This window comes from Micromonospora sp. SH-82 (assembly GCF_051132485.1).
Taxonomy (GTDB): Bacteria; Actinomycetota; Actinomycetes; order Mycobacteriales; family Micromonosporaceae; genus Micromonospora.
In genome coordinates, this window is the sequence record NZ_CP148049.1 from 4,322,164 (window position 1) to 4,339,831 (window position 17,668).

The 17,668-nt window shown below is 74.0% G+C and carries 17 protein-coding genes; 4 read left to right on the forward strand and 13 right to left on the reverse strand.

Annotated elements, in window-relative coordinates:
* Window positions 1-69: 69 nt before the first annotated feature.
* Genes WHN02_RS19280 through WHN02_RS19290 form a run of 3 tightly spaced genes read right to left on the reverse strand, consistent with a single transcriptional unit; the run spans window position 70 to window position 4,546 of the window.
* Window positions 70-1,041, reverse strand: coding sequence for an NAD-dependent epimerase/dehydratase family protein (locus WHN02_RS19280; RefSeq protein ID WP_434740104.1), 972 nt, complete (start codon window positions 1,039-1,041; stop codon window positions 70-72).
* Window positions 1,038-3,608 carry an alpha/beta fold hydrolase gene (locus tag WHN02_RS19285; RefSeq protein WP_434740105.1) on the reverse strand — a complete coding sequence of 857 codons (2,571 nt, stop codon included), beginning with the start codon at window positions 3,606-3,608 and terminating at the stop codon, window positions 1,038-1,040. The genes WHN02_RS19280 and WHN02_RS19285 overlap by 4 nt, the downstream gene beginning before the upstream one ends.
* Window positions 3,602-4,546 (reverse strand): 3-oxoacyl-ACP synthase III, encoded by a 945-nt coding sequence (locus WHN02_RS19290; protein WP_434740106.1) that lies wholly within the window; start codon window positions 4,544-4,546, stop codon window positions 3,602-3,604. The genes WHN02_RS19285 and WHN02_RS19290 overlap by 7 nt, the downstream gene beginning before the upstream one ends.
* 288 nt (window positions 4,547-4,834) lie before the next feature.
* On the opposite strand from WHN02_RS19290, the gene WHN02_RS19295 reads away from it, so the two are divergent.
* The gene (locus tag WHN02_RS19295) at window positions 4,835-5,413 is read left to right on the forward strand and encodes a DUF1707 domain-containing protein (RefSeq protein ID WP_434740107.1); all 579 of its coding nucleotides are present in this window, start codon (window positions 4,835-4,837) and stop codon (window positions 5,411-5,413) included.
* Window positions 5,414-5,487: 74 nt separating this feature from the next.
* Here the strand turns inward: WHN02_RS19295 and WHN02_RS19300 are convergent, their stop codons facing one another.
* Together WHN02_RS19300 and WHN02_RS19305 are read right to left on the reverse strand one after the other, a co-directional pair.
* Window positions 5,488-6,132, reverse strand: a complete 645-nt coding sequence (locus WHN02_RS19300; protein WP_434740108.1) for a response regulator — start codon at window positions 6,130-6,132, stop codon at window positions 5,488-5,490.
* A complete protein-coding gene (locus WHN02_RS19305) occupies window positions 6,129-7,238 on the reverse strand; it encodes a sensor histidine kinase (protein WP_434740109.1) in 1,110 nt (369 codons plus the stop codon). The genes WHN02_RS19300 and WHN02_RS19305 overlap by 4 nt, the downstream gene beginning before the upstream one ends.
* Before the next feature lie 111 nt (window positions 7,239-7,349).
* Here WHN02_RS19305 and WHN02_RS19310 point away from each other — a divergent pair, with 111 nt between their 5' ends.
* Both WHN02_RS19310 and WHN02_RS19315 read left to right on the forward strand, forming a co-directional pair.
* Window positions 7,350-8,081: an ABC transporter ATP-binding protein gene (locus WHN02_RS19310; RefSeq protein WP_434740110.1), complete on the forward strand. Its 732-nt coding sequence runs from the start codon at window positions 7,350-7,352 to the stop codon at window positions 8,079-8,081.
* Window positions 8,078-8,842, forward strand: a complete 765-nt coding sequence (locus tag WHN02_RS19315) for an ABC transporter permease (protein ID WP_434740111.1) — start codon at window positions 8,078-8,080, stop codon at window positions 8,840-8,842. Before WHN02_RS19310 ends, WHN02_RS19315 begins: the two co-directional genes overlap by 4 nt.
* Before the next feature lie 117 nt (window positions 8,843-8,959).
* Here the strand turns inward: WHN02_RS19315 and WHN02_RS19320 are convergent, their stop codons facing one another.
* The 5 genes from WHN02_RS19320 to WHN02_RS19340 all read right to left on the reverse strand — a co-directional run bounded on the left by WHN02_RS19320 (window position 8,960) and on the right by WHN02_RS19340 (window position 14,318).
* Window positions 8,960-10,141, reverse strand: coding sequence for an FAD-dependent oxidoreductase (locus WHN02_RS19320; protein ID WP_434740112.1), 1,182 nt, complete (start codon window positions 10,139-10,141; stop codon window positions 8,960-8,962).
* Entirely contained in the window at window positions 10,138-11,742 is a 1,605-nt protein-coding gene (locus WHN02_RS19325) for a (2,3-dihydroxybenzoyl)adenylate synthase (RefSeq protein WP_434740113.1), read from the reverse strand. Before WHN02_RS19325 ends, WHN02_RS19320 begins: the two co-directional genes overlap by 4 nt.
* A 2-nt stretch (window positions 11,743-11,744) precedes the next feature.
* On the reverse strand, window positions 11,745-12,386 hold the full coding sequence (locus tag WHN02_RS19330) for a DUF2461 domain-containing protein (RefSeq protein ID WP_434740114.1): 642 nt from the start codon (window positions 12,384-12,386) through the stop codon (window positions 11,745-11,747).
* Window positions 12,387-12,480: 94 nt separating this feature from the next.
* On the reverse strand, window positions 12,481-13,659 hold the full coding sequence (locus tag WHN02_RS19335) for a 3-deoxy-7-phosphoheptulonate synthase (protein WP_434740115.1): 1,179 nt from the start codon (window positions 13,657-13,659) through the stop codon (window positions 12,481-12,483).
* The gene (locus WHN02_RS19340) at window positions 13,656-14,318 is read right to left on the reverse strand and encodes a pyridoxine/pyridoxamine 5'-phosphate oxidase (protein WP_434740116.1); all 663 of its coding nucleotides are present in this window, start codon (window positions 14,316-14,318) and stop codon (window positions 13,656-13,658) included. The genes WHN02_RS19335 and WHN02_RS19340 overlap by 4 nt, the downstream gene beginning before the upstream one ends.
* Window positions 14,319-14,368: 50 nt before the next feature.
* Between WHN02_RS19340 and WHN02_RS19345 the strand changes: the two genes are divergently transcribed.
* Entirely contained in the window at window positions 14,369-15,052 is a 684-nt protein-coding gene (locus tag WHN02_RS19345) for a methyltransferase domain-containing protein (protein ID WP_434740117.1), read from the forward strand.
* 22 nt (window positions 15,053-15,074) lie between these two features.
* Here the strand turns inward: WHN02_RS19345 and WHN02_RS19350 are convergent, their stop codons facing one another.
* From WHN02_RS19350 to WHN02_RS19360, 3 genes are read right to left on the reverse strand one after another with little or no spacing between them, the layout of a single operon-like run.
* Window positions 15,075-15,827 (reverse strand): ABC transporter permease, encoded by a 753-nt coding sequence (locus tag WHN02_RS19350; protein WP_434740118.1) that lies wholly within the window; start codon window positions 15,825-15,827, stop codon window positions 15,075-15,077.
* The gene (locus WHN02_RS19355) at window positions 15,824-16,609 is read right to left on the reverse strand and encodes an ABC transporter permease (RefSeq protein WP_434740119.1); all 786 of its coding nucleotides are present in this window, start codon (window positions 16,607-16,609) and stop codon (window positions 15,824-15,826) included. Before WHN02_RS19355 ends, WHN02_RS19350 begins: the two co-directional genes overlap by 4 nt.
* A complete protein-coding gene (locus tag WHN02_RS19360; RefSeq protein WP_434740120.1) occupies window positions 16,606-17,628 on the reverse strand; it encodes an ATP-binding cassette domain-containing protein in 1,023 nt (340 codons plus the stop codon). Before WHN02_RS19360 ends, WHN02_RS19355 begins: the two co-directional genes overlap by 4 nt.
* Between the last annotated feature and the right edge of the window lie 40 nt (window positions 17,629-17,668).

Sequence of the window (17,668 nt, forward strand, 5' to 3'; positions counted from 1 at the left end):
GTCACGGTGGGGTGCCGCCAGGCACCCCACCGCCGGTTCGGGACGGTCGCGTCGGTGCCGCGCGGTGCCCTACCGGTGGGCGGCGGCCAGCCGGGCGAACCCCTCGTCCAGGTCGACCTGCGGGGTCCAGCGCAACGCGGCCCTCGTCCGGCGTTGGTCGAACCAGTGCGCGGTGGACAGCTGCTCGGCCAGGAAACGGGTCATCGGGGGCTCGTCGGTACGTCGCAGCCGCGACCAGGCCCGTTCCACCAGGGAACCACCGGCCTTCGCGGCGGCCACCGGCACCCGCAGCCTCGGCGGCGGCGCCCCGGCGGCGGCGCAGATCCGGGTGACCAGTTCCGCCACCGTCCGGGGCTCCCCGTTGGTCACCACGAACGCCCGTGCGCGGACGTCGGCCTCGGGCGCCCGGTCCAGGGCGGCGACGATGGCCTCGGCCGCGTTCGTCACGTACGTCGTGTCGATCAGGGCGGTGCCCCACCCGACCAGGGCGAGCCGCCCGGATCGGGCCCGCTCGACGATGCGGGCGACCAGTTGGGTGTCACCCGGCCCCCAGACCAGGTGCGGGCGGACCGCCACCACGGCGAGGTCGGGGGCGTCGGCGGCCAGCGCGAGCAGTTCCGCGGCGGCCTTGCTCCGGGCGTAGTGGCCCCGGGCCCGCCGGGGGTCGGCCGGGTCGGCACCCGCGCCGACCAGGCCGACGCCGTGGTGGGCCACCGACGGGGAGGAGACCTGCACGAACCGGGTCACCCCGGCGGCCCGGGCGGCGTCGAGCACCGTCGCCGTACCACCGATGTTCGTCTGCTCGAACTGCGGCCACCGACCGGTCATCGACACCTTCGCGGCCAGGTGCACCACGGCGTCGACCCCGTCGACGGCGGCGCGGACCGTCGCCGCGTCGGTGACGTCGCCCCGCCGCTCGTCGACGCCGGGCAGGTCGCTGGGGCGGCGTTGCAGGACGCGGACGCTGTCACCCCGACCGGCGAGAGTGGCGGCGACGGCACCGCCGAGCATGCCGCTGGCACCGGTGACGAGGACCCTCACAGTCCGCCGAACCCTTCCCCGGCCAGCACCCGCTGCGCCCACCGGCTCAGTCGGGTCCGGTCGATCTTCGAGTTGTGGCGGATGTCGGTGGGGAGGGCGGGGACGACGAGCACGGCAGCGACCGGTGGGGCCACGACAGCGCGTACCGCGTCGGTCAGCTCCGGGTCGGCCAGTGCGGCACGGCGCGCCCCGGGCAGGGTCTCGGCGACGACCACCACCTGCTCCACCCCCTGCGGCCCCACCCCGACCACCGCGGCGCGGGCGATCTCTGGCAGCGACTCGACCTGCTGTTCGAGCCCGACGGGGGTGAGCACACCCTCGGCGGTGACCAGGACGTGGGCCAGGCGGCCCTGGACCCACAGCCGACCGTCGCGGTCCAGGTATCCGACGTCGCCGGTACGGTGCCAACCCGGGTTACGGGAGGACTGCCGCTCGGTCAGCCACAGGGCGTCGTAACGGTCCTTCACGTGCGCCGCGCCGACCATGATCTCCCCGGTGACCTCCGGGGTCGGGTCGGGTTCCTCGGCGGGCACACCGGCCGGGTCCAGGGCGGCGATCGCCACCCGCACCCCGGGCAGCGGCCGACCCACGCAGACCCCGTCGCCCGGTCCGACGTCGACGATCTCGTCGAGCGTGACGTCGGTGACCGGGAGGACCTCGGTCATCCCGTACGGGGTGTGCGGCTGGGCCTTCGGCAGCAACTCCCGCATCCGGGTCAGGAGGGCCGCCGGCACCGGGGCGCCCGCGCTGAACAGCGAGGTGACCCCGGCCAACGCGGCGCGCTGCCGGTCGTCGAGGGCGGGACCGGTGTCGACCACGTTGCGCAACGCGGCCGGGGAGGCGAACACCGCCGACGCGTCGACGGCGGCCACCGCCTCGGCCAGCGCGGTGGCGGTCAGGGTCCGGGCGGCGGTGACCTGCATGTCCGGGATCGCCGACGCGGCACCGAGGGCCGGGCCGAAGAGCGCGAACGGGGCGAACGCCGCCACCACCGCGCCGTCCGACGTCAGCCCCAACTCGACCAGGGCGTCCCGCATCGCGGCCAGTTGGCGGTGGGTGTAGACGGCGCCCTTGGCCGGTCCGGTGGACCCGGAGGTGAACAGCACCGCCGCGTCGTCGTCCGGGTGGGGGGCGGCGGGCGGCTCCTGGTCACCGGCCGCGCCGAGGCGGGCGAGGCGTCCCAGGGTCGACGCGCCGAGGGCGGCGGCCGCCGGGCCCGCGCCGATGCGCCGTACCGGCCAGCGCAGGACCCGGGCGGCGGCCAGGCCCCGGCCGACAGCGATCAGGTGCGAGGGGGCGGCGCTGCGCAGCGCCCGGTTCATGCCGGCCAACCCGAGACCCGGGTCGGCGACCACGATCACCGCGCCGATCCGCAGGCAGGCGTAGACGGCGGCGGTCAGGTCGGCGCCGGGCGGCACGAGGAGGGCCACCCGGTCGCCGCGGCGGACGCCGGAGGCGGACAGCCCCGCCGCGATCTGTCGGATCCGCCGCCACAGCAGCGACCAGCTGACCCGTCGACCGCCGCCGGCCAGCTCCACCAGGGCCACCGACCGGTCGCCGGCGCGTTCCTCGAGGGCCGCCCAGAGGGGACGCCAGGCCGGGGTGGGCTCGGGCGTCGGGGTCGCCGGAGCCGTCGGCCGGTCCAGGTCGGTCAGCCACTGGGCGACCGCCCCGGCGACATCGGCGTCCTCGGCGAGCAGGTGGCCCGCGCCCTCGAACCGGTGCAGCCGGGCGTGCGGCAGTCGGGCGCGCAGGTCCCGTAGGTGCGCGTCGCCGAAGACCGGGTCGCGGGGCCCCCACAGCAGCAGGGTGGGCACGTCGGCCAGCCGGTCGAGGTTCTGGGCGATCTCCTGCAGGGCCGTCCAGCTGGGGTGGGCGGGGGTGAGCGGAATGTCCGCCACGAAGTCGCCGACGGCCGCCCGGCTGTGCGACGTCCGGTACGGCGCGAGGTATGCGGACCGGACCGGGTCGGGCAGTCGCGGATCGGCCAGGGCCAGGGTCGCCTGGATGAAGGTGGGCGTGGTGACGGTCACCGTCGGCAGGATCCCGGGGAGCCCGGCCAGCCGGATCACCGTCGGCGCCGACGAGCCGGCCGGCTGGTGCACCGCCGTGTTCGTCAACACCACGCCGTGCAGCTGCTCGCGGTGGCGCAGCGCCCAGCCCAGCGAGATGGCCCCGCCCCAGTCGTGCCCGACGGTCACCACCGGCCCGGTCAGGCCGAGGGCGTCGGTGACGGTGCCGAGGTCGTCGACGCGCTGGCGCAGCCGACGGACGGTTCCGGTGCGCTCGGAGAACCCCATGTCCAGGTGGTCGACGGCGACCACCCGCCACGGGAGGGCCCCGGGCCGGGAGAAGTGGGCCAGCAGGTGCCGCCACAGGTACGACCAGGTCGGGTTGCCGTGCACGCAGAGCAGGGTCCCGGCGTACCGGGTCTGGTCGCCGTCGTGCGGTGCGGCGCTGTCCAGGACGTGCCAGGTACGGCGTACGCCCTGGGTGTCCACCGCCGTCACCGACCGGGACCAGGCCCGGTCCAGGCCGGGCAGGGTCTGCGGGTCGACGCTCACCACGCGATCTCCAGGGCGCAGGTGTTCAGGCCGGAGCCGACTCCCATGCACAGCACCCGGTCTCCGGGGCTGAGGGTGTCCGCGTGGTGTGCCAGGGTCAGCGGCAGTGACGCCGGTCCGACGTTGCCCAGCAGCGGGAAGGTCGAGGGCACCCGGCGCGGGTCGAGCCCGAGCCGGTCGACGACGCCTCGGGTGTGGGCGACCGAGACCTGGTGCATCACGTACAGGTCCATGTCCTGCCAGTCCCACGCCCCGGCGCGGGCCCAGGTCGCCTCCGCCAGTTCCAGGCCGGCGTCGAGCAGCCCCTTGGCGTCGGTCTGCATCCTGGTGTTGTCCCCGACGCACAGCTCGTGGTGTCGGGTCGCCGCCCGGCTCACCCCGCCGACCAGTCGGTGTCCCTGCGGGTGGGTGTCCGCTGCGGCCAGCACCATCGCCGCGGCGCCCGACCCGAGGGTCAGGGTGGCGAACTGGTCCCGGACGTCGGCACGGGTGGCGTCCGGGCGGCGCAGCCGGTCGAGTGTGGCCCGTTGGGCCTGCCGGGCGCACTCCCCCGCCACGATCAACGCGTACCGGATCTGCCCGGCGTCGATCATGTTGGCGGCGACCTGCATCCCGTTGACGAACCCGAGGCAGGCGTTGGCGATGTCGAAGTTCAGCGCCGACGGCGGCAGTTGCAGGCTGTGGTGGATCCCCGCCGCCGTCGAGGGCTCCAGGTTGGCCCTGGACACCGACGTGTTGATCAACAGTCCGACGTCCCTGGGGTCGACGCCGGCCTCCGAGAGCGCCTTCGCCCCGGCCTCGGCCGCCGCGTCGGCGAAGCTGAACCCCTCGGGCCACCACCGCCGCTCCTGGACGCCCGCGACGCCCTGGAGCATCCCCCGGCGCAGCCGCAGCCGCCGGAGGGTCTCACTCAACTCGTCGTCGAAGTGATCGGAGGTCACGACGACCGGTGCCTCCAGGGCCGTCACTGACAGTACCGCTGTGTTCCCGTAGCGATAGTCAGCATTGCCGTCCGTCATCCAACCTCCGCCCATCGACCGACCCCTCGATGCTCGAAGCTATCCACTCCGCGCCCCTTCCACCAATGATCGAATGCTGTGCGGCGAACATCACTCGCTCCGGACCGCCCGCGAGGGTCCGACACGACCGGGTCCCGGGGGCACCCCCGTGGCACCCGATCGGGCCGAGCACGGTGCCCACGGCTGGTCCGGCGCGGCTAGGCTCTGGGCGTGGAGCAGGAACGGCACAACGAGATCGACCGGCTGCGCGTCTCCGACCGGGAGCGGGAGGAGGTCGTGGCGCTGCTCGGTCAGGCGGTGAGCGAGGGGCGACTCACCCTCGCCGAGTACGAGGAGCGGGTAGGCACCGCGCACGCCTCGCTGACCCGGGGCGAGTTGGCGACGGTGACGGTGGACCTGCCCAACGCCCCCGGTCGCCCCTCGGCCGAGGTCGTCTCCCCGCCCCAGGAACAGCTCAAGGCGATCTTCGGCAGCGAGGTGCGTAAGGGCGCGTGGGCGGCGCCGGAGCACATCGAGGCCCGGGCGGTGTTCGGCGACTGCCGGATCGAGCTCCACGAGATCCCCAACCTCCGACCGGTGACCCGGATCGACGCGGAGGCGATCTTCGGCAGCGTGGTCGTCGTCGTGCCGGAGGGCACCGAGGTCCGACTCACCGGCAGCGCCGTCTTCGGGGACAAGAAGTCCAAGATGCGGGGTCCGTACGTGGCGGGTGCCCCGGTGGTCGAGGTCCGGTGCCGGGTGATCTTCGGCGAGGTGACGGTCCGCCCGCCCCGTCAACGGTGGTGGTGACGCAGGGGTCCGACCGGTCAGGCGACGGGTGACGGTCCGGTGCGGTGTTCTCCGTGGGGCGGTGCCCCACCGCCTCACCGCAGGATGCCCTCGTGCAGCGCCCGCAGGACCGCGTTCGTCCGGTCCCGGGCCCCCAGCTTCAGCAGGATCGTGGACACGTGGTTCTTCACCGTCCCCTCGGCGAGGAACAGCATCCCGGCGATCTCCCGGTTGGTGTACCCGCCGGCCACCAGCCGCAGCACCTCCAGCTCACGCCCGGTCAGCTCCTGCGGGGGCGGGGCGTGGACACCGGCGGGCCACGGCGTACCCCGGATCGCCCGGAGCAGCCGGTCGGTGATCGACGCGGCGATGAGGGTCCCGCCCGCCGCCAGCGTCTCGACGGCCCGGGTGAGCTGCTCCAGGGTGACGTCCTTGAGCAGGTATCCCCGGGCTCCGGCGCGGAGCGCGTCGAGGACCAGGGTGTCGTCGTCGAAGGTGGTCAGGACGAGCACCGGTACGTCGTCGCCGCGCTCGCGCAGCCGCTGCAGCGCCCAGATCCCGTCCCGGTGCGGCATCCGCAGGTCGAGCAGGACCACGTCGGGTCCGGTGTCGGCGATCACGTCCAGGGCGGCCGCCCCGTCGTCGGCCTCCCCCACGACGGTGATGCCGGCCATGTCGAGCAGGGTGCGGATGCCCTGCCGGACCAGGGTCTGGTCGTCGACCACCACCACGCGCGTCACCGGACGGGCACCCGGACGCTGACCCGGAAGCCCGACCGGCCGTCGTAGGAGACGTCACCGCCGAGGGCGGCGCACCGCTCCGCGATGCCGCGCAGCCCGTTGCCCGGGACCACCTCGGGGGCGCCCCGCCCGTCGTCGCTCGCGGTCAGCCGGATCGACTCGCCGTCGCACCCGACGTCCACCCACAGCTCGCGGGCCTCGGCGTGCCGCAGGGTGTTGGTCACCACCTCCTGCACGGTCCGGACCAGGGCTGCGGTCTGCTCCTCGTCGGCGACCACGTCGTCGCCGACCTCGACAGCGACGTCCAGCCCCGGGACGTCGCGGCCCACCTCGCGCAGCGCCTCGGCGAGGTCGGTGGCGGGACCGGCCCGCAACGCCCCGACAGTGGTACGGACGTCGGCGAGCACGGCGCGGGCCACCCGGTCGGCCCGCTCGACGTGTTCGCGTACCGCGTCGCCCCGACGGTGCCGGGCGGCCTCCAGCTCCAGGGTCAGGACGGTGAGTTGATGGCCGATGAGGTCGTGCAGCTCGCGGGAGATGCGCAGGCGTTCGGCGGTCCGGGCGGAGCCGGCCAGCAGCACGCTCGCCGCCTGGAGGTCGACGTGGGCGCGGGCGAGCTGTCGCCGTAGCTCCTTCTCCCGGCGGATCGCGGTCAGGCTGAACACCGTGGCGAGTTGGATCAGGGCGTAGAACCCGGCGGAGAAGAACACCTCGAGGGACAGGTCGTGGACCCGGGCGTTGGCCAGGCCGATCACGACGGTGTTCAGGGCCACCACCACGACGTTGACAGGCATCCGGACGACCTCGGGACCGAGGGCGGCGACCACGACCAGCAGGATCGGCAGGAGACCGGCGCGCGGGGCGGTGAGGACCACGCCCCAGCCGGCCACCACCGCCGCGCCGTAGGCCGCCTGCCGGACGACCGGGGGGTGGCCGACGTCCGCGACGGCGGCGAGCGCCCCCGTCAGGGTGATCAGGTACAGCACCACCCACACCGCCCGGGGCACCGTCGGTTCGACGAGGCCGAACACGACGGGGACGGCAGCGCCCGCGCAGACCACGAGCATCGCCACGCCCGACCACTCGTCGAGTCCCATCCGGCGCATCGGTCCAACCTACCGGCCGTTTCCCGGCGGGCCGGGTGCCGAAAGTCATGGTCGGTGTCACTGACCGTCGGCACAGGCGCCGGGCCGGGCGCGTCGCCCACGATGACAGGTATGAGCGAACCCGCCATCGAGGTCGAGCACCTGCACAAACGGTACGGAGACGTGGTCGCCGTGGACGACGTGAGCCTCCGGGTCGAGCCCGGTGAGGTGCTGGGCGTCCTCGGGGCCAACGGAGCTGGGAAGACCACGACGGTGGAGCTGATCGCCGGTCTACGCAAACCGGACCGGGGGCGGGTACGGGTGCTCGGCCTGGACCCTCGTCGGGACCGGGCCGCCGTCCGGCAGGTGCTGGGGGTGCAGTTGCAGCAGGCGTACCTGCACCACGCGCTGACCGTCGCCGAACTCGTGGACCTCTTCGCCAGCTTCTACCCCGACCCGCGTCCCGCGGCCGAACTGCTCGACCTGGTCGAGTTGGGCCGGCAGACCCGGACCCGGTTCGAGAAGCTCTCCGGTGGTCAGCAGCAGCGCCTCTCCATCGCCCTGGCCCTGGTCGGCCGGCCCCGCGTGGTGATCCTCGACGAGCTGACCACCGGGCTCGACCCGCATGCCCGACGGCGGGTGTGGCAGGGGATCGAGGCGCTGCGCGACGAGACGGTGGTGCTGGTGAGTCACGCGATGGACGAGGTCGAACGGCTCTGCGACCGGGTCGTGCTGATCGACGCCGGCCGGGTGGTGGCCCTGGGCAGCCCGGCGGACCTCGTCAGGCAGGCCGGCACCGACGGTCTGGAGGAGGCGTTCGTCGCCCTCACCGGCCGGGAACTCGCCATGGAGGAGGACGCATGATCGAGGTCACCGCCCGACGACCCGGGGCACGGGCCTGGCTGACCCTCGTGCGGTGCGAGGCGAAGATGGTCGCCCGGGACACCTCCGGGCTGGTCGTACCGGTCGCCCTGCCGCTGCTGATCATGGTGATGAACGCGTCGTCGGCCCGGGACCAGGAGGTCGCCGACGGCCTGTCGGCCTTGGACGTCTACGTCCTGCCGCTGGTGTTCACGATCGTGATCGCCTCCATCGGCATCATCAACATGCCGAGTTTCCTGGCCTACTACCGCCGGACCGGGGTGCTGCGCCGGATCGCCGTCACTCCGGCCTCCCCGGCGATGGTGCTGGCGGCGCAGATGATGGTCAGCCTGGGCCAGGCGCTGGTGGGCGTCGGGGTGGCCTACGCGGTGGCGGTCGTCGCCTTCGGGGCGAACCCGCCGACCCACCTCGGCGTCGCCCTGGGTGTCGTCGCGCTCGCCACCGCCGCGATGTACGGGGTGGGGATGGTGGTCGCCTCGGTGGCACCGACCCCGAACGCCGCCGTCGCGATCGGCCTCGTCGGTTTCTTCGCCCTCGGGGCGGTCGGCGGGATGTTCGGCGGCACCGACGCCCTCCCGGAGCCCGTCGAACGGGTGGGTGAGTGGCTGCCCTTCGGTGCGTCGGTCGAGGCGCTCTCCGCCGCGTGGGCGGGCGCCCCCGTCGACGCCTCGAACCTGGTCGTCCTGGTGGTCACCGCGGTCACAGGCACGGTGGCGGCAGTGGCTCTGTTCCGCTGGAACTGAGCCGTCCGCCACACCGAACGGGGGACGTGGTCGCGGGCCCGGGGTCACCTCGACCCGGACCTGCGACCACGTGTGTGCCCCGGTCGGGGTGCGGGTGCCCCCCGTACCCGGTCGGCGTCAGTACTTGCTCTCGGCGCTCGGCCCGGACCGGGGACCGTAGGGAGCGGTCTCCAGCCAGCGTCCCAACGCCGGTACCCGGGGGGCCAGCACCGCGCTGCACCGTTGCCGCAGCCGCATCGCCGGACCGGGACGCAGGTGACGCAGGGCCGCCCGGGCGGCGTCCCGGTTGTGGTGGGCGGCCCGCTGCCGCTGCTCGGCGTAGCGGGCCACCGCCGCCGACGGGTCGGCTCCCGCCCCGTCGGCGGCGGCGATGCTCGCGGCGGCGGCGACCGCGTCGGCGATGCCGCTGTTCATCCCCCGTGCTCCGAAGGGCGGGAACAGGTGGGCGGCCTCCCCGGCCAGCAGCACCCGGCCGGTGGCGTCGACCATCCGGTCGGCCACCACCTGCTGGAACCGGTACCGGGCCACCCACAGGATCCGGTCGCGGTACCGGGCGGGCACCACGGTCGGCAGCCAGTCCCGGGCCGCCTCGACGGTGGCGAAGTCCTCCGGCCGGTCGTCGGCGCGGCACTGGAGGTCGATCTGGCCCCCGCCGGCGAACGGCACCTGCAGGACGGTCCGCCGCCCGATCGCCGGATGCTCGTAGTGCAGCGTCCGTACCGGCGGGACCGGGTCGTCGGGGTCGTCGGCGAGGTCGACGACGACGTGGAACCCCTCGGGTCGGGGACCCCGCAGTGCGACGCCGAGCGCCCGGCGGACGGCGGACCGGGCCCCGTCCGCGGCGACCACGAACGGTGCCCTCCACTGCCGGTCGGCGGTGTGGACCGTGACACCGTCGTGGTCCGCCCGCACGCCGGTCACCGGGGACCCCCACCGGACGTCGACCCCGGCGTCGAGGCAGGCGTCGAGCAGGAACCGCTCGGTGTCGACCTGACGGAGACTGACGAACGGGGGCGGCCGCCCCGGCGGTGGGGGCGGATAGCTGCGCCGGTAGACCTCCCGGCCGCCGTGCAGGGTCCGCCGGGTACGCCAGAGCAGGCCGTGCCCGGCGATCCGATCCGCCACGGCGGGGCTGACGGCGGCCAGCCGACGCAGGGTCTGCCCGTGCACGAACAGCGCCCGGCTCCCGGGGCGGGCCCGATCGTGCGGCTCCGCCTCCAGCAGGGTCACCGGCAGCCCGTGGTGGCGTAGGGCGAGCGCGGCGGTCAGGCCGGTCGGGCCGGCGCCGACGACGATCACCGGGCCGCTTCGGCGGTCGTACGCTCCCGGGCGAGTTCCCGCAGCCGCACCTTGTCGATCTTGCCGACGGGGGTACGGGGGAACGACGGGAGCACCTCCAGCCGGTCGGGCAGCTTGAACGCGGCGACGCCGCGCTCCCGGAGATGGCCGACGATGTCGGCGAGCTGCGGCGGGTCGCCGTGGGCGACGACGAACGCGCAGGTGCGCTCGCCGAGCACCGGATCGGGCATGCCGACCACCGCACAGTCGTGTACGGCGGGGTGGGCCGCGACGAGGTCCTCCAGTTCCTCGGCCGGGACCTTGTCGCCGCCCCTGTTGATCTGGTCCTTGATCCGCCCCTCGACGACGAGGTGACCACTGTCGAGCAGGCGCACCACGTCCCCGGTGCGGAAGAACCCGTCGGGGGTGAACACCCGGGCGTTGTGCTCCTCGGCCCGGTAGTAGCCCCGGAACGTGTAGGGACCCCGGACCAGCAGCTCCCCCTCCTGGCCGGTCGGCACGTCGTGACCGGCCTCGTCGACCACCCGGACCTCGTCGTCCGGGGAGATCGGCCGGCCCTGGGTGGTCGCGACGAGCTCCGGCGGGTCGTCCGGCGCGGACTGGCTGAGCAGCCCCTCCGCCATGCCGAAGGACTGCTGCAGCGCGCAGCGCAGGGCCTGGGTGAACCGCCGGGCCGCCTCCGCGCCGAACTTCGCCCCGCCCACCTGAACCAGGCGGAGGCTGGACAGGTCGGTGTCGGCCAGGTCGGCCAGGTCCGTCCAGAGCAGGGCCAGCGGCGGCACCAGCCCGGTGACGGTGACCCGTTCCCGCTCGACGAGGCTGAACGCGTCGTCGACCGACGGCGTGGGCGCCAGCACCACCCGTCCGCCGACCAGCAGGGTGCCGAGGATGCCGGGACATCCCAGGGCGTAGTTGTGCCCGGCCGGCAGCACCGCCAGGTAGACGTCCCGCTCGCTCAGGCCGGCGTTGTCGGCGCTCACCCGCAGGTTGTAGTCGTAGTCCTCGTGGGTGCGCGGGATCAGCTTGGGTCTGCCGGTGGTGCCGCCGGAGAGCAGGAACAGGGCGACGTCGGCCGGACCGACGCCGGTCGGCACCGGGTCGGCGTCGAGGCCGTCGAAGGGGTGGAACTCCTCGGCGTCCCCGGTGACCACGATCCGGCCCGGCAGGTCCAGCCGCCGGGCCAGCTCCCGGTGGTCGTAGCCGAGGTAGCGGTCCGGGATGACCAGTGCCACCGCCCCGCTGGCCTCCCAGAGGTGGCGCAGCTCGCTGTCGCGGTGCGAGGGCAGCGCGAAGACCGGCGGTGCGCCGAGGCGCAACAGCGCGAAGGTCACCGCGACGAACTCCAGCGTGTTGGGCAGCTGCACGACCACCCGGTCGCCCTCGGTGACCCCGAGCGTGCGCAGTCCCCCGGCGAGCCGGTCGACCCACCGGTCGAGTTCCCCGTAGGTCATCCGCCGGTCCGGCTCGACCATGGCGACCCGGTCGGGGTCCCGGGCGGCCCACTCGCGCAGCGGTTCGTCGAGGCGGACCGGACGCCAGTACCCCCGGTCGCGGTAGCGTCGGGCGAACTCCTCCGGCCAGGGCACACAGCCTTCCAGCATCCCTACTCCCCTCCCGCCTGCACGTGCCGGTCCAGCCAGTCGACCAGGCGTCGGACCTGCGACCACCCGTCCCGGACCACCTTCTCCGCCGAGGCCCCGTGGAGGCTTTCGCCCTCCTTCACGTAGGACTCGGCACCCAACGACCGGAACCGCAGCAGCTCCACCCGGGGATGGTCGGCGGGGCAACCGCGCGGGCGGGTCTTGAGCCTCTCCCCGACGATCTGCCAGCCGTCCTCACGCAGGCCGTCGACGATCTCCGCCAGCCTCCTGCCGGAACGGTCCGCGTCGACCGCCTCCCGGTAGCGCTCGACCTGGGCGGAGGTCAACCCGTGGTAGCCGCCCCCGAGGTGGATGCCGTGTCCGTCGAGTTGCAGGTAGTAGCCGACGCTGTCGGCGGAGCCCGCCGTCAGCCCCTGGTACGTCTTGTACGGCGACTTGTCCTTGGCGAAGCGCACGTCGCGCTGGGGTCGCCACACCTTCGTCTGCCCGAACCGGTCGCCGAGCCGGTCGGCGAGGGCCTGCATCGGGTCCCGGACACACGTGTCGTACGTGTCCTTGTTGGCGTGCCAGAACTCCTTGGAGTTGTCCTCGTCCAGGTCTCGGTAGAAGGCGAAGGCCTCTGTGGGGAATCCCTCGAAGGTCACCTGCTGCTCTCCTCTCCAGCGGGTCGGGTCCGGTGGTCGTCGCGGGGGTTCACAGCAACCGGGTGCACAGCCACCGGTCTCACGGCAACCGGTCTCACAGCAGTCGGGTGAAGTGCGCGACCAGGTCCCGCGCCTGGGTGGGGCTCAGGCGCGGGTCGCAGGCACTGGTGTAGCGCGGCTGGGCCACCCGGTCGGGGACGGCTGGTGCGTCGGCCGGAACGGCCAGACACTCGGTGACCTCGTCGGGGGCGACCTCCAGGTGCAGTCCGCCAGGGGGTAGCCGCCGGTGCCGCAGCGCCCTGACGAACCCGGTCACCTCGTCGTGGATCGCCTCCACCGGTCGGGTCTTCGCCCCGCCGCGCATCCGGACGGTGTTGCCGTGCATCGGGTCGCAGAGCCAGAGCACCGGTGCGCCACGGCGGGCCACCTCGGCCACCAGGTCGGGCAGCATCCGACCCGCGTACCGGGCGCCGAGCCGTGCCACGAACGTCAACCTCCCCGGTACGCCGTCCGGGTTGAGCAGTCGACTCAACCGGACCGCGTCGGAGGTGGTGGTCGACGGGCCGATCTTCACCGCGATCGGGTTGTCCACCCCCGCCGCCCAGTGGACGTGCCACCCGTCGCAGTCGCGGGTCCGGTCGCCGATCCACACCAGGTGCCCCGACGAGGCGTACCGGCCGGTCCGGTGGGTCCGGACCAGGGGCTGCTCGTAGTCGGCGACGAGGGCCTCGTGGGCGGTGTGGAGCCTCTCCTGCGGCGGCCGACCGGCGGTGCGGGCCCGGAGGTGGGCCAGGACGAACGCCGCGCAGTCGTAGGCGGTGACCATGCGCCCCGGGTCGGGTCGGCGGACCTCGGGGGTCGGCTCCGGGGCGTTGACCAGGTCTCCCCGGTACGCGGGCAGGACCACCCCGTCGGCCCGGGTCTCGGTCGGTGCGGAGCGGGGTTTGGCGTACTGCCCGGCGATCCGTCCGACTGCCACACAGGGCGCCCCGGTGGCGGCCCGTACCTGGTCGGCGAGGGCGTCGAGGTGGTCGAGCCGGGCGGTGACCGGCCCGTCCTCGGCGTCGGCGAAGCGCTCGGCGCAGTCGCCGGCCTGCACGACGAGGCGTTCCCCCCGGTGGGCGGCGGCCAGGGCGGTGAGCAGGTCCGCGCACTCGGACCAGGTGACCAGGGGCGGCCGGTCGGCGAGGAGGCCCCGGACGGTGGCGGCGTGCTCCGGGTCCGGCCACGGCGGTTGCTGTGCCGGTGCGGCGGGGACGGCCAGGACTGTCATGGCGAGACCCGTTCCCCGGTCCAGGAGTCCCCGTCGCGGCGGTAGCGCAGCCGGTCCGGCGCGTCGTGCGGGTGGCCCTGCCAGAACTCGACGCGGTCGGGGACGAGCCGCAGGCCGCCCCAGGCCTCGGGGCGCGGCACCTCCTGTCCGGCGAAACGGTCGGCCACCTCGGTGATGCGGGTCCGCAGATCGTCCCGGTCGGTCAGGGTCGACCGCTGGTCGCTGGCCCAGGCCAGCACCTGGACCGGGCGCGGCAACCGGCTGAAGTGGTCGTCGTCGGTGAGCGGGTCGAGCCGTTCGACGGTACCGCCGACGCGGACCTGCCGACCGGCGGCCAGCCAGCCGAAGCACAGCTCCGCATTCGGGTTGGCGGCCAGGTCGACGGCCTTGGCGCTGTGCAGTCCGGTGAAGAAGACGACCCCGTCGTCGAGGCGGGCGACGTCGACGTGGCGGGCGGCGGGCCGCCCCTGGGGGTCGACGGTCGCCAGGACGGCCGCATCGGGGGCCGCGTGTCCCCCGGCACGCCACTGGTCGTACCAGGACCGCAGCCGGCGCAGCGGATCGTCGTCCACTGTGGTGAGATCGAGGACGTCGGGCTCGGTGCCGACGGTACCGTTGCGGGTCGCCGGGGTACGCAGGCTCCGCTTCTGGACTTTCATCGTCCGGGCCTCCTGTGCTTACGCTGTGTTCTCCGAGGAAGGGGCAATCCGTGGAATCGACAGACCTGGGCCTGGTCCGACGCCTGCGTCAACGGCACACCGACATCGTCGAACCGCAGACCTTCCGGCTGCTCGGGCAGGAGTGGGACCTGCTCCCGGGGGTGTACGCGCCGAACCTGACCCCCTCCGCGGCGCTGTACGCCGAGTGGCTGCCGTACCCCGTCGACGGAGCGTTCTGCGAGGTGGGGTGCGGTACCGGCTACATCTCGGTGCTGGCGGCGCAGCGCGGTTGCGCCCGGGTCACGGCGCTGGACATCAGCCCGGCGGCGGTGGACAACACCCGGCGCAACGCCGACCGGCACGCGGTGGCGGGGCAGGTCACCGCCCGGTGCGGCGACGTGTTCGAGCCGCTCGACGCCGGTGACCGCTACGACCTGGTCTTCTGGAACTCCAACTTCGTCGACGTCGAGCTGCCGGAGTCGCCGGACGCGATGCTGGACCGCGCCTTCGCCGATCCGGGCTACACCACTCATGACACCTTCCTCCGTACCGTCGCCGCTCACCTCGCCCCGGGCGGCCGGGTGATGCTCGGCTTCACCGACCTCGGCGACACCGGGCTGTTGACCCGGCTCGCCGCCGCCCACGGGTGGCGGCTGGAGCCACGTCGCCGGGCGGTGGGCGAGTATCCCGACGGCGAACTGCGCTACGAACTGATCGAACTGGTCCGCCGGTGACGGCGGCCGGGCCGGGGGCGGGTCACCGCAGGCTCCGTCGCAGGGCCAGCGGCCCCAGGACGACCGTCGCGGCCACCGCCCAGCCGAGGGTCTGCAACACCGGCACCAGGACCGGCCCGCCCCAGGAGAGGCCGAGCAGCGCCGAGTGGGCACCGGAGAGCGGGTTGAGCCGGATCACCGGCTGAGCCCAGTCGGGGAACGCCGACAGCGGGACCAGGCAGGTCGACACCAGCAGCAGCAGGGTCACCGGCATGGTGATCGCGGTGTTCGCCGACTCGACGCTGCCCACCGTCGCCCCGACGAGCAGCGCCGCCCACAGGAAGATCAGCGCGAACAGGAGCGCGACGAGGAGGAACCCGAGCACCGCCAGGGGACCCTGCCGGAACCGGAACCCGAGCAGGTGTCCGACGGCGACGGTGACCACCGTGACGAGGGTGAACGTGACCAGGTCCCCGCCGATGCGCCCGAGCAGCGGCGACACCCGGGAGATGGGCATCGTCCGCAGCCGGCCCTGCAGGCCGCCGCGCAGGTCCACGTGGTGGGCCACCGCGCTCCCGGCGCAGCTGTACGCGACGCTGAACAGGACGATCCCGGGGGCCAGGCGGGCGATGTAGGGCTCCACCGTCGATCCCGACACGACCTCCCCGAACATCACCAGCATGAGCAGGAGGAGGACCAGCGGGAAGGCGACGGCGTCGCCGAGCAGTCGGGGGCTGTGCAGGAACCGTCGCGTGTTGCGCCCGGCCAGCAGGGCCGCTTCGACGACCACGCTCATCGCGTCCTCCGCAGGGTTCGGGCCGCCACGGCGCCGAAGACGACGCCCAGCACCGCGACCCAGACGAGGGCACCACGGACCTCGGTCCACGCCGGTGTCGCCGAGGCCAACGAGCGCAACGCCTCGATGACGACGGAGACCGGGGAGTTGCGGATCACCGGTTCGAGCCACCCGGGGAACGCGTCGGCCGGGACGAACGCCGTGGACAACATGATCAGGGCCAGGTAGGGCAGGTTGAGCAGGGCGGCGACGGCGGCCGGGTCCCCCGAGGACAACCCGACCGCCGTGGTCGCGGCGGTCAACACCAGGGCGAACGCGACGGCGAGCGCCACGAAGCCGACTGTGGCGGCGATCCCGCCGTGGAACCGGAAGCCCGCGAGGTGACCGGTCGCGCTGATCACGACGGCGGCGACGAACGCCCAGACGGCTTCGCCGGCGACCCGTCCGAGCGCGATCGCGCCGCGGTTGACCGGCATGACCAGGCACCTGCGGTACATCCCGGAGGCCCGGTCGGCGGCCGACGCGGCCCCGGAGGTGTTGGCGACGGTGAACATCCACTGGGCGACGATCGCCGGTGGCAGGAACTGCGCGTAGTCCAGGCCACGGGCGTCGAACAGCCGCCCGAACAGCAGCAGGAAGCCGAACACGAAGATCAGCGGGAAGACCACGAACATGACCGCCATCTCGGCGGTGGCCCGGTGGCGCAGGTTGCGCCCGGCCAGGACGGCGCCCTGGGCGAGCAGGTTCCCCAGCCCCGACTCGGTGCCGGCCGCTGTGGTCACGACCGCCGCCCGTCGGCACCGGCGGCGGCACGGCCTGCCCCGTCCCCGTCGGGGGTCGGGTCCTGCCGGGGAGCCCCGTCCCGGTCGGGGGCCGCCCCCGCGCCGCCGGTCAGGGTGAAGAAGACCTCGTCGAGGCTGGGCCTGCGCAGGGTCACGTTCTCGATCTCGATGCCCCGGTCGTCGAGCAGCCGGACGATCTCGACCAGCTGCGAGGGGTGCGTCACCGGCACCACCAGCAGCTCACCGTGCTCGCCGACCTCCCGGGAGGCGACCCGGAGCGCGTCCCGGGCCGCCTCCCGGCCGGTGCTCGGCACCGTCACCTCGCACACCTGACCGCCGACGCGCTCCTTGAGTTCGTCGCCGGTGCCCTCGGCGATGACCCGTCCGGCGTCGATGACGACGACCCGGTCGGCGAGCCGGTCGACCTCTTCGAGGTACTGGCTGGTCAGCAGGATCGTGGCACCGTCGTCGCGCAGCTGCCGGATGGTCTGCCAGAGCTCCTCCCGGCTACGGGGGTCGAGGCCGGTGGTCGGCTCGTCGAGGAAGACCACGCGACGCGGCACCACCAGGCTGGCCGCCAGGTCGAGCCGCCGCCGCATCCCTCCGGAGTACGTCCTGACCGGCTTGTCGGCGGCGTCGCCGAGGGCGAACCGGTCCAACAGTTCCGCCGCCCGTTCCCGGGCCTGCCCCTTGGAGAGCCGGAGCAGCCTGCCGAACAGGACGAGGTTGTCCCGTCCGGTGAGGACCTCGTCGAGGGCGGCGAACTGACCGGTGACAGCGATGCGGGACCGCACCTGCGCGGGGTCCCGCACCACGTCGTACCCGTCCACCACGGCCCGGCCGCCGTCGGGGGACAGCACGGTGGTCAGGCAGTCGATGATGGTGGTCTTGCCCGATCCGTTCGGCCCGAGCAGGCCGAGCAGGGTGCCGGCACCGACGGTGAAGGAGACGTCCGCCACGGCTGCCGTGCCGTCGAACTCCTTGCGCAGGTGCTCGACCTCGATCCCCCACTGCGTCACTTGTTCTTCCTCTCCTGCCACGCGCGCGCGCCCGGCCCCG